Raw genomic sequence first — 12,511 nt, forward strand, 5'->3', positions numbered from 1 at the left:
GCGTATAGTCATTTCCATCAGCTGGAGGAAACAACAAACCATTATCTAATGATTGGAATAAAAACGTATTTACGGCATTACTTTCTTCAACGCATCCTCTAAAGCTTCGCCACGGAGATATTTACCGATGATTTTTCCGTTTGGATCGATGAGGAAATTCATTGGAATAGCGTTTACTTCGTACAGCTTGGCTGCTTCATTATCCCATGCTTTCAGATCAGTTACCTGTGTCCACTGTAAACCATCTTTTTCAATGGCTGCCAGCCATTTTTCCCTGTCATCCGGCTTATCCAGCGATACACCCAGTACAGTAAAGCCTTTGTCTTTAAAATTATTGTAGGCTTTTACCACATTTGGATTCTCTCTTCTGCAGGGACCACACCAGGAGGCCCAGAAGTCGAGCAGTACATATTTACCTCTGAAGTCAGAAAGTTTCACCGGCTTACCGCTGGCATCCAGTTGTGTGAAGTCGGGAGCCGCAGCGCCTTCCTGTGTTTTCTTCACTTTTGCAATGCGCGTTCCCAGCTCCTTACCCAGATCCGACTGGCGCAATAATTCATCAAACTGGTTAAATTCCTTTTCTGCTGCAATCGCATCAAATTCAGGCGGCAGGGTAGAGTTGAAAGCCATCAGTGCCATGTACTTGTTGTGATTGGCTTTTACATACTTCATCTTGGCGGCGAAGATCTCATCTTTGATGATATTAGCTCTTCTGTCGAGACTGTTCAGGTAAGCGGTATCCTTTTGCTGTTCGAGTGGCTTCGACTTAAACTCCTCATTCAGTTTTTCGTACTGATCATAGATGGGCTTCAGCATGGCATTCACTTTTGTGTTGTCGTCGTTGGTCACGCTGCCGGTAATAACTGCATTTTTGATCGAGTCCTTTGCTGCGATGGTGATGGTTTTGTCTTCAATCAGGAAGGCAAGAATATCTTCTACCGGACGGGTGGTCGGGTCGGGAGGAAGATTGTTGTGTTTCACCACCAGGTGAGCTTCTTTAGGTGCATGTACACTGCCTTTGAAAGTGAATCTGCCACCTTTCATGATGGTGGAGTCCATGAGGCGTTCACCATCTACTTTATAGGTCAGAAACACTTTTACGGGTTCCTTGATATTACTCACGCTACCTTTAATGGTATAAGATTGTTGTGCTACTGTTGCCAGTGGAGTGCACATACCCGCTACCATTATCAACTTATTCAGATTCATGTTATGATTTTTGAAGATGATTACTTTTTCTTTGCTTTCCGTGTTTCCTTTACTTTCTCTTTTGCTACCGGGGCGGGTTTCAGCAAATTGTTCATCAGCGCGGGCTGTTCCAGCAGGCGCATTGCTTCTTTAAAGCTGCCGTTGTCGGTGTTTAATACCTGCAGGTAGTAGTCGTTGCCGGCGAACAGCTGCGCGGCCAGCTGTCCTTTTATTTCGAGAGAAAGCAGGGGGAGGATCCTGTCTTTACTGCCCGGTAGCAATGGAAGTCCTGCTGCTTGCGCGGAGCCAACTACTTCCTGTACCAGGTAATCCGGAACGTTATATTGCTGATTGAATGCCTTGAAATCCTTGTAGTCGGCCAGCAGCTTTGCGCGGTTGGTATCGAGATAATCGAAAGTGATTTTGCCTGTGAGCTGATGATCTGCTACATCCTGCAGCCAGCCGTTGTATTCAACGGTATCCAGCGGGATGAAACGGTCCGGCATAATACCGCCACCGCCGTAAACAGTTCGTTTACCCGTCAGCGTAGTGAATTTTAAAGAGTCCGGGAAGTGAATCACCTTTTCATTGGTGAGTTCACCGCTGGCCAGCCGGGTGTATACGTTGTCGCTATAGGAGGAGCCGTGGTAGGGCTTTTGAATAGACCTGCCGGAAGGGGTATAGTACCGGGCGCCGGTCAGTTCCAGCACGGAGCCGTCGAATACGGGCACCGGACGCTGCATCAGTCCTTTACCAAAACTTCTTCTGCCAACAATGGCGGCGCGATCCCAATCCTGCAGGGCGCCGGTGAGTATTTCACTGGCGGAGGCAGTATACTGGTCGATCAGCACTACCAACCGGCCTTCCATGAATCTGCCGAAGCCACCGGTATAATAATAGTCCTTGCCTTTGTCCCTGCCAACGCTGTAAAATACCAGTTTGTCTTTAGGAAGAAATTCATCTGCCACGCCGATTGCTGCTTCTACATATCCGCCGCCGTTCCCCTGAAGATCCAGGATCAGGTTTTTCATCCCTTTTGCCTGCAAATCGGTGATGGCCTTATCTATTTCATTACGGGTGGTTTCACTGAAGATGCGCAGGGAAATGTATCCGATACTGTCGTTGACCATATAGGCGGCTCTTACAGACCTGTCGGCTACCACGTCACGGACGATCTCTTTGGTAATATCTGCCGGGTTGTTTCTACGGCGTACTACCAGTGTCAGTGGTTTACCTTTTTCTCCCCGTATTTTTTTCATCACCTCAAAGTTGGTAGTGCCGGTAACGGGTATGTTATCTATAGAGATGATCCTGTCGCCGGCCTGTAGTCCTGCTTTTTCAGCCGGACCACCGCTAATAACCTGGGTGATATAAGCGGTGTCTTTCTCCACCAGGAATTGGATTCCTATGCCCGCAAATTTACCTTTCATCGCTTCCTGCATCTGTGCAGATTCAACGCCGGAGAAATAGCGGGAGTGGGGATCCAGCTCACGCATCATACCGGCAATGGCTGCATTCACCAACGTTTCATCTGTGAGGGAATCCACGTAGTTGCCCTGGATAGTTTTTAATGTCTGCCAGAGTTTTTCTTTCGGATTTACCTGTGCTTTCAAACTGAGTGAAAGTCCCACCAAACCCATCGTAATCAGGGAATATCTTTTTAGCAACATAAATTATTTTTCTGCTTTTAAAAGTTCGATCGCATAGGTCAGTTCATCTACCAGTTTACTCGGACTACCGGAATAGCCTTCTGCGGTATAGCGCATGACCCCATCTTTCAGGATTACTTTTCTCGGGATACCGGAAGAGTTGAAGAAGGGTACAAAAGTTCTGAAAACAGCATCCTGGTGACCGGTTGCTTTGTCGATGTTATCATGCAGCAAATGGAAACGGAAGCCTTGTTGTTTGATATACCCCTCTGATTTTTCTTTGTAGTTATCGTACTGCATAGTGCCTACCATGTAAATAGCTACCTGTGGATCGTTGCTGTATTTATCTACCAGCATCTGCATGCCGGGAAACGCGCTGATACAGGGTTTGCACCAGGTTGCCCAAAAGTCCAGGACCACAATTCTGTTGCCCCATTCGCTGGATCTTACCGTTTTCCCTTCCGGGTCCTGCATGGCAAAAGGCACATATTCTTTATTGGTCATGCCGGCTTTTACTTCGGCGATGAGTGCTTCCTGATCGTTTACTGATTTCAGGCTTTCGAGGTATTGATCGTATTTGCCATCTTTGTTTTTGGCAGTATATATTTCCTTCAGCTTGTCGAACATGGGGGCTGTCATGGCATTTGCCCTTACGCAGTTTTCAAGGAATGGCTGAATGGCTTGCTGATCGCCGGTTTGCTGCAGGATGTCCAGGTGGAGCGCATTCAGTTCAGCCTTGCCATAGGCTCCCTTTGCAGAAAGATGCGGGAAGTATTTTTTTGCTTCCGCATATTTTTTCATGCTATGCAACAGGGTAATATGGTTGGTGAGTTCATTATCGAGTTGTTCGGCAGCATTGGCGGCGGCGGTTTCTTTATTGAAAACACCTTGCTCCTCATAAGACCCGTCGTTCACTTTCTTCACCAGTTCATTGATCATCCGGGTGGAGATGTTGAAGAGGGTATCAGGGCCCACGATTTTGAAAACAGTGGCCCGCATCACATTCCAGCGATACAGCTCATTTTCTGTTTTGAAGTTCAGGGGAGATGATAACTCCAGGAATTTATCAAACTGTTTGGTATCGAAATAAGAACTGCCTAATGTACGATAAGTGGTATAGTAAATAAACTCTTGTCCAATTGGCTCTTTGTGCCACTCGTCATATGGAAATGCTTTCAGAAAATCTTCGGATTGCGCGATTAAGGCTTCCATTGTTTTCGCACTGGAAGCTTTATGAAAGGCCGCAAGGCGGGCGGTGGCTCCTTTGGGATATTTCTGAAGCAGCAGTTCCTGTAGTTCCTGTCCTCTTTTTGTGTCTTTCAGCTCAAACTGGAAATAACGCTGAATAGTACTCAGCTGTTGCTCGTTGAGCGCCGTTTGTTTGATGAGGTCTTTGGGGGCTGCATCCCTGTATTGCTCCTTGTTAATCTGCTGGGCAAATACGGTGGCAGTACCGAGTAAAAGACCACATCCGATTAAACCTATTGTTCTTCTCATATCCTTAATTTTATCTTGGGTTCTGCAATAATTCAGGATTCAATTCAATATTTTTTGGAGGGATAGGATACACGTAACGGTCGCCGGCAGTGAGTGTATAAGTGGTGCCTTTGAAATCGCGTGTAACGGTTTCCGCCAAAGCTGGTTCCCTGCTTAACCGGCGCTGATCAAACCAGCGAAGACCGGTACCAAACAGTTCCCTTCTTCTTTCATCGAGGACTATACGTAATGCGGCGGGCGCATCGGCAGCGGTGAGTGCGGTGTAATCTGCGGCTTTGAAGCGATGCTGACGCAGGGAATTTACCAGGGTCATGGCATCGTTTGTGTTACCTGCTCTTGCTAAGCCCTCTGCCTGTGTGAGCATCATTTCCGGCACCGATACGCCAACGGCGATGTTATCGTACTGGAATACCATATCACGGTAAGAACCGCGTCCGGTGAAGGCTGGCTGGAAGGTGCTGCCATTACGGGTAAACAGGGAGTACCGTACATCGCGGGTATCAAACAGGTTCACCAGCTTGCTGCTGAGCGGCAGATTAAGATAGCCGGGCCTGGTAGCCTCTTTCGACATGAGTACTTCGGGATTCTCGAGTCTTCTCGGGTATGCTTTGGTGCCATCTGCATAGTCGCCCAGGTTGAGCAGGGTTGACTGGTAGGAGAGCGACTTCGCTGCATTTTCTGCTGCTTCCGGATAGCGTTGCATGTAGAGATACGTTCTTGCGAGTACTGCGTAACCGGCCGCTTTATTGGGATGCAGGTTATTAGTGGTTACGTCCGGCAGCACAGGAATGGCGGCGGTCAGGTCTTTGATGATCTGATCATACACGGCCTGTACGGATGGGCGTTGTAGGCTTACAAAAAGATCAGGCGACAACAACAGCGGTACTCCCATGTCAGAAGCGGCGCTGCTGCTGTTATACACGCGGGAGTAGATGTTCACCAGCGTGAGATAGGTGGTGGCACGTTGTACCTGTGCTTCTGCATAAATACGCTGCTTTTGCAACGTGGTACCGTTTTCACTTTCCATGACGAAAGAAGTGACCTGGTTGCATACATACACCAGATTGTAGAGTGCATCCCAGCCGGCGTCGCTTTGATCGGAAGTATAATAAGTGTCGGCCCAGGTATACATGTTTCCTAACTCGTTGGTCAGGAGGTTCTGCATGCTGGTATTGCTTTCGAGGTTAATGTCGTCGCTGGAAAGAATCGGCATGCTGGCCGATTTTTCCATTACATCCACATTGTTCAGCAGTTTTTCAAAATCTGCCGTGTATTTAAACTGGCGTTGGTTGGGTTGTTCTACTTCCACATATTTGCGGCAGGAAACAGCACCCATTGAAAAAGCCAGCAGCGATATATAAACAAATTTCATTTTCATCTTGGTCATTTTTTCTGTGTTAGAAAGAAGCGTTCAAACTCATGAAATAACTGGGTGATGGAGGAAGGTTGGAATAGTTGTTCCTCATCACATAGCTGGGATCCAGTCCTGATTTGTTTTCACGCCAGATGATACCCAGGTTTCTAACCGAGAAGTTGACCCCTACCGATTTTACCATCAGGCGGGAGAGTGCTGCTGATGGCACCTGGTAACCGATATTGATTTGTTGCAGGCGGATATGGCTGGCGCTTTCTACCAGCAGATCAGACATTTTGTAACGGTTACTGCTGTTGGTAGTTACATTGGGAAGACCCGGAACATTGGTAAACTGTTCGTCGCCGGGTTTACGCCAGCGCAGTGCAAGGTCCTTCTGGGTGCCTATCACGCCGTAGTAATTGTTGGTGGCGTAGTCCGGATAATTCTCGATAGAAAGACGGCGGAATACGTGGCCCATTTCATAGGTAATACGCACACCGAAAGTGAATGACTTATAGTTGAAATCATTGAAGAAGCCGCCAAAGTAAGGAGGTGTGGTACGGCCCATGTACACCAGGTCTTCCTGGGTGATGGTGTTGTTGCCCGCATCTGCTGAAATGATCTTTCCATTTTTATCATATAGTTGGGAGCGGCCTTTGTTGTCCAGTCCGGCCCAACGGTAAGCATATACATAATCATTCGGCATGTCCACAATAGGGGTACCGCCATTTACTGCCAGGCTGCTGGTAGGTTTGGTGAAGCGGGAATCAGTTACCTTGTTGGTATTATAAGAGAAGTTAAAGGTAGATGCCCATCCGAATTTATGTCCGCGGATGATTTCTCCCCGGATGCCTACGTCAAAACCGTGACCGGTCATGCTGGCGGCATTATAGGCGAGTGAGGACCAGCCATAGGTACTGTTGATCGGGAATGTCCAGAGCAGATCAGTAGTGCGCTTGCGGTAAGCATCCAGGCTCACGTTCAGGCGGCTGTTTAATACGCTGAAGTCAAGCCCCAGGTTGGTGGTACGGGTAAGCTCCCAGCTGATCTGGTTATTGGCGGGGGATATTACACTGCCAAAAGGTTCGCGGGTGATGGGATCCAGGCCGTTTAATGAAAGGATGGCCGCATTGCTGGCACTGGTGGGAACAGATCCGCCTGTTCCGTAAGTAAGACGAAGTCCGAGTTTGTTGATCCAGTTTACATCTTTCATAAAGTCTTCTGATGTAATATCCCATTTCACACCGGCAGACCATAGCGGTTTGGCGCGCTGACTGCGGGAGGCGCCGGCAAGGGTGTAATCATCAAATCTTACGCTTCCCGATACCACATAGCGGTTGTTGAGGATGGATAAGGCGCCGTTACCGTAGTACGACAAAAACCTGTTGATAGACCGGAGAATGGTACCATCACTGTATCCCAGGCTGGTGCTCCAGCCCATCACTGTCATATAGGAAGTGGTTGGATTCCAGGAAGCGGAAGAGTAGGTGTCTTCATCAAATCCAAACCTGGTTTGCTGGTAGCTGGTAGCCTGGTTTTCCCGGATTTCAGTACCTGCCAGTGCATTAAGACTGAAAAGAGTGCCCCAGGATTTATTTACGTTTACCTGTCCGCGTAATCCATAGCTGGTTTCCGTACGGTTATGACTGATCATTTTACCGCCGTATGGTACGCCATATATCAGGCGGCCATTGGCGTCAACAGTAGTACCTGTGTTTACAAGCGTTCTTGTTTCGTAGCTGTTCAGGTTAGAGAGATATACATCTTCCCCGTTGTTACGTTGCAGGGAGCCGGCCACACTTACATTCACCCAGTCGGTAATTTTTGTATTGATATCTGCATTCAGGCGGATACGGTTTTCCTTGTCGGTAGTATTGCCGTAGTTCAGTTCCTGCAGGGGGCTGTAGGTCCAGGGCAGGTAGCCTTTGTTGAGGAAGTCGGCGGCCACTTCATCGCGGAAATCGATAGACCGGGCAATAGGGTTGCCGGCGGCATCCGCGAGCATTTCGTAAGGGCGGAGACCCTGGCGGCCCTCACCGATTGCATTCAGCGCAGCGGTGTTGGACAGGCCGTTGGTATAGTTATAATTGATACCGGTGTTTACTGTTACACGGTCATTAAACAGTTCGTTACTCATGTTGGCTGTAACAAAGTAGTTTTCACCTTTATTACCTTTAAATACCGGCAGGTCGCGGGTATAGTTGGTAGACACGTAGTAGGTGCTGTTTTGTCCGCCACCGGAGAAGGAGAGATTGTATTGTTGTGAAACCGCGCGTTGCAGCAGCAGGTCGCGGATCTGGCCGCGGTTATCCATATTGCCGAGCGCGGTGAGGGCTGAATCGCGTTGCGCAGCGGTAGCGGTGCCGCGGTCTACCTTGAACATCCATTCCAGGGCTTCACTTACCGGTCTGTTCTGGTTGAAAGTCATCCAGCTGTTATCCCATTGGGCAGGATCGCTGAAGAAACCCAGGCCTTTCATTTCTTTTTCCAGGTCAATATATTCTGCACTGCTCATGCGGTTCAGATTTTTCATATTGGCGGGGTTGGAAACGCTCAGGTTTGTGCTGAAGTTCAGGGAAGAGGAATTCTTTTTTCCTTTTTTAGTGGTGATCACAATCACACCGTTAGCTGCTTTGGCGCCCCAGATAGAGGTGGCGGCAGCATCTTTCAGTACGGTAATGGATTCAATATCTTCCGGGTTATACCTGCTCAGTATGGCGCCGCCGCTGGCGTTATTATTGAGCCGGTTGGACAGCTCCTGGTCAAGCGCAGGGAATCCATCTACCACGATCAGCGGGCTTCCGCTACCATTAAGGGTGTTGACGCCGCGTATGGTAATCTGGTTGTTTCTTACGTCGAAGCGTACGCCGGGTGTTACCCCTTCCAGGCGTTCCATCAGGTTAACGGCAGGTACGCTTCTGATTTCTTTCGCGGTAATCTGGCTGAAGGAGCCGGTAGCGCGTTCTTTAGGTATAGATTGGTAACCGGTAGACACCACACTTACTTCCTGGAGTTGACGTACATCTGTTTCCAGTCTGGCGTTGATCACGGTTTTGCCGTCCACGTCTACTTTCAACGGGTTCATGCCCACGAAGGTGAAGATAATGGCGTTTGTTTTCTCTTTCAAACGAAGGGTATAGCTGCCATCACTGCTGGTGATGGAACCGAACCGGATGGCAAAGCCTTCCGGGATCACGGTGACACCTACCAGCGGGTGACCATCTTTATCCGTAACTACGCCGGTGATTGTTTGTACATAATCATCGGACGCAGTGGCAGGTGCAACGCTGCCTGTTGCTTCCCGCGCCTCTTCTCCTTTATCGGGCCGGGTATCCCTGATGATGGTGTAGTAGTTTTCCTGTACGTAAAGGAAGATGAATCCTTTTTTGTAGAGTAAATCTTTCAGGACACTTTCTACCGGTTCTTTCTTCGTCAGCGGACTTTTAAAATTGACATAGATGTTGTCCAGCAGATGAGCTTCATATGAAAATTTAGTACCGTAAACGGCCTTTACTTCTTCTAAAGCAGCTTTTAATTTCACTTGTTGCTGGGCAAATAAACTTCCTGGCAGTGTTCCCAGCAGGAAACACATGACAAATAATATTCGTTTATTCATTCTCCTAATTTTGGCTGATAATTAAATGATTTGCTTTTTGATCGATTTTAAGATTAAACACCTTTCTGATAACAAAAAGGATGTCGTCGGCATTGGCAGCGGGCACAGTTCCCGAAAGCTTTTTCTGTGCCAGTTCCGGCGCTTGTAAGCTGATTTCATAGCCATAGGTATCTTCCAGCACATTCAGTATTTCAGAAAGTGTGTAACCATCCAGGTCCATTTCGTTGTTGGTCCATGCCTTGTTGGCCTGTGGATTCCTGTTCATGGCGGTCAATACCTGTTTGCTGCTGTCGTACATGAAGGCGTCTCCCGGTTTGAGCATTTTGACAAAGGCTCCGGTGCCGTTTTTTTCAATTCGCAGACTACCTTCCAGCAGGGAGATTTCAGTGATGCTGCGACGGTTGCGGACATTAAATTTTGTACCTAATACTTTTAATTCCAGGTTGCTCACATGTACCAGGAAAGAGTCTGATTGTTGCAGGCGGTTCTTCAAGGCTACATGTTTTACCTCGAAGAATGCTTCCCCCTGCATCCATATCTCTCTTGGCTTTTCTGATTTCCAGGTGCGTGCATAATGGATGGCTGAGTTGCCGTTTAAGGTAACAACCGTTTCATCCGGTAATACTACCTGTTCCCGTTTACCAAAAGTGGTACTGAATTTCTTTTCTCCCAATGAGGACCATTCCCGTAAGGCGACTAATAGTATCAGGGCTGCTGCAGCAGCGCCTATCCACCTGGAAGCAATTTTCAGCGGCCGGTACACCCGTTGCTGCCTTTGTTCATCAGCTGCTATCTGGTTGGCAATTTTGTCCCAAAGCTGCAACTTGCCGGTGGCTGGTTGATACGGCTTTTGTTTGTTGATGAGCAGTATCCAGGCACGGGCTTCTTCCATTGCAGCCCTTTTGTCCGGGTATTCACCGGAAATACGCTCCCAATAAGCCACAGACAGATCATCCGCTTTCAACACATGCTGAATGAACTGCTCATCTTTAAAAAAAGATGTAGTGGTGTAATGATTGTAATCGCTGTGCTGATGTTCCATGCCTGATTATATATACACGACCCTTTAAGATTTTATCCCTTCCTGTATTAAATAAATAATAATTTTATTTAAAGGGCGATAAAATGAATAATTTCTAATTACGACTTTAAAAAACAGGGCGATCTTAGATTTTTTTCAAGGATATAACAGCAGTCAAAATAAGGAGATCAGTTTTGGACAGATAAGTACGTAGTACATCTATTGCTTTATATACCAATTTATAGGTACTGGAAACGGAAATCTGCATCAGGGCAGCAATTTCTTCATATTCCATTTCCTCGTAATACCGGAGGTGGATAATTTCTCTTTGTCGCGGTGTCATTTTCTCCAATGCACGACCCAGGTTGGTGCGTATGGTCTCCAGCCTTTCGCGGCTGATCATTGTTTGGTCGTAAGCCAGCTCCTGATCCGCGTCCATCCACTGGTCCAGGACCAGGAAACTGTATTTGCGCTGCTGTACATCCAGCATGCGCAACAATACTCTACGAAACGACTTATATAGATAGTTTTTAACTGATTCGGTGGCATTAATGGATTCCCGTTGTTTCCAGAGCTTAACGAATAAGTCCTGCAAGGCATCTTCTATGATGTGGTCATCCTGCGTAAACTTGTGACCATAGTTGAATAACGGGGTATAATATCTGTCAAAGATAATTTGCAGGGAAGATTCATCTCCTGAACGAAAACCATCCCATATATCTTTGTCATCGGTCATAAATCCTGCACGATTCAGTTTGGCTTATGTGCGAAGGTGCTAAAAATGTTTTACATTTCAAACCGTTGGGAGAGTGTTAATTCAAAATCTCATATAAGTCTTTGATACCCACCAGCAGGAAGTCCGGCGGGATTACCATATCATTTAAAAGCGCTGGCGCGCTTCTCCGGTTATTTACTCCTCTATCACCATAATCCCTTGCTGTTTCAGCATTTCCAGTCCATCTTTCATCGCTTTGATTTGCTCCGGTGAATGTTTTTGCCATACCGTAACCTCACCAACTACCTTAAATGGGTGTGTGGAGCGGTAGGACATTGTAGGATTGCCCGGGAATTTTTTATCGGTTACGTTGGGGTCATCTTCCAGCGGGCCTGTTGCTTCTACCAGGTATATTCTTTCCCGTCCGTCTCCCGCGGCCAGTTCAGCTCCCCAGGTAGCCGCATTCAGGGTGGCGGAGAGGTAAATGTGTTTTAATTGCCGGTCCACAAAATTTGAGTTAAAACCGGTTTCTATAAGATCCCCGATTTTTAAATCCGCTTTGGTGCCATGAAAGAAGGTCTGAGAAAAAGGATTCAGAATAGGTGCCTGGGTGTCGGTTGTACTCATTGCGTTATTGTTTTTGATTTATCGTTTGTATTTTACGGTCCATTATTTCCATTGCTTCCGAGAAATACTTCTCCAAAACTTTTAATTCTCCTGATGAAAATGTACCAAACAGTTTTTCGGTGTTGCTTTGAAAATCTCCATAAAGGGGTTTGAACAGCGCCGTTATCTTTTCTGTATCCGGTACGATGATAACTTTTCTGCGGTCTGCTTTATCAGCTTGTCGTTTTACCAGTTTTTGCTTCTCAAAACGGTCTATTAAGCTCGTAACCGCGCCGGTGGTCAGGCCCGTTATATTAGAAAACTCCCCGGCTGTCATTTGCCCCTGCTGCAGTAAAAACCCTAAATATTTATGGTCTGTGCCGGACATGCCTGCTTTTCTGCCAATGGCTTCGTGCATTTTGATGGAAGTATAGGCAAATTGCTGACTTAGCTTCCTTAGTTTCCTGATTTCTTCTTTAGCGGGCATGTATCTTGATTATTAATTATCTTAATTGTAAAGATAAATAATAAATACTTTAATCGTCAAAATAAAACTGAAATTTTATCTGGCCAGGATTTGCACCGGTTTCTAAGCCTTTTATTTCCGTCACTTTTAAAAGTGAGTAAAGCCCATTTGTGTCTGCTGATTTGAGCAGTACAGACAGTAAATGCCCGATATACCAATAAGAATTTTTTAATGTGGCCTTTGTTAGTAATGGCTGGTCATTTGCGGCAATCATATTAAATTGGGGGAATGACATCACAGGCAGGAATAAGCCGCTAAAACTGCCGGTAGACTTTAGAAAAGATCTCCTGTTTAACATAGATACAAGATTTTGTCTTGTTATACAAGTTACGGTGATAC

The 12,511-nt window shown here is 46.9% G+C and carries 10 protein-coding genes; all 10 read right to left on the reverse strand.

The features are described from left to right. Positions 1-69: 69 nt before the first annotated feature. A complete protein-coding gene (locus B5Z18_RS29000; RefSeq protein WP_079473046.1) occupies positions 70-1,209 on the reverse strand; it encodes a TlpA disulfide reductase family protein in 1,140 nt (379 codons plus the stop codon). Between the two features lie 20 nt (positions 1,210-1,229). Beyond that, a complete protein-coding gene (locus B5Z18_RS29005; RefSeq protein WP_079473047.1) occupies positions 1,230-2,858 on the reverse strand; it encodes a S41 family peptidase in 1,629 nt (542 codons plus the stop codon). Positions 2,859-2,861: 3 nt separating this feature from the next. Then, on the reverse strand, positions 2,862-4,334 hold the full coding sequence (locus tag B5Z18_RS29010) for a TlpA family protein disulfide reductase (RefSeq protein WP_079473048.1): 1,473 nt from the start codon (positions 4,332-4,334) through the stop codon (positions 2,862-2,864). Between the two features lie 10 nt (positions 4,335-4,344). Next, positions 4,345-5,712, reverse strand: a complete 1,368-nt coding sequence (locus B5Z18_RS29015; RefSeq protein ID WP_159454465.1) for a RagB/SusD family nutrient uptake outer membrane protein — start codon at positions 5,710-5,712, stop codon at positions 4,345-4,347. 19 nt (positions 5,713-5,731) lie between these two features. Next, positions 5,732-9,304: a SusC/RagA family TonB-linked outer membrane protein gene (locus B5Z18_RS29020; RefSeq protein WP_079473050.1), complete on the reverse strand. Its 3,573-nt coding sequence runs from the start codon at positions 9,302-9,304 to the stop codon at positions 5,732-5,734. A gap of 4 nt (positions 9,305-9,308) precedes the next feature. Continuing rightward, positions 9,309-10,346: a FecR family protein gene (locus tag B5Z18_RS29025; RefSeq protein ID WP_079473051.1), complete on the reverse strand. Its 1,038-nt coding sequence runs from the start codon at positions 10,344-10,346 to the stop codon at positions 9,309-9,311. A 124-nt stretch (positions 10,347-10,470) separates the two neighbouring features. Further along, positions 10,471-11,061, reverse strand: coding sequence for an RNA polymerase sigma factor (locus B5Z18_RS29030; RefSeq protein WP_079473052.1), 591 nt, complete (start codon positions 11,059-11,061; stop codon positions 10,471-10,473). 174 nt (positions 11,062-11,235) lie between these two features. Next, complete coding sequence (gene arr / locus B5Z18_RS29035) at positions 11,236-11,667, reverse strand: NAD(+)--rifampin ADP-ribosyltransferase (RefSeq protein WP_079473053.1); 432 nt, start codon at positions 11,665-11,667, stop codon at positions 11,236-11,238. A gap of 4 nt (positions 11,668-11,671) precedes the next feature. Next, complete coding sequence (locus B5Z18_RS29040) at positions 11,672-12,133, reverse strand: MarR family winged helix-turn-helix transcriptional regulator (RefSeq protein ID WP_079473054.1); 462 nt, start codon at positions 12,131-12,133, stop codon at positions 11,672-11,674. A gap of 49 nt (positions 12,134-12,182) precedes the next feature. After that, complete coding sequence (locus B5Z18_RS29045; protein ID WP_079473055.1) at positions 12,183-12,470, reverse strand: hypothetical protein; 288 nt, start codon at positions 12,468-12,470, stop codon at positions 12,183-12,185. Positions 12,471-12,511 lie beyond the last annotated feature (41 nt).

Source organism: Chitinophaga ginsengisegetis, from assembly GCF_900168065.1.
Lineage (GTDB): Bacteria > Bacteroidota > Bacteroidia > Chitinophagales > Chitinophagaceae > Chitinophaga > Chitinophaga ginsengisegetis.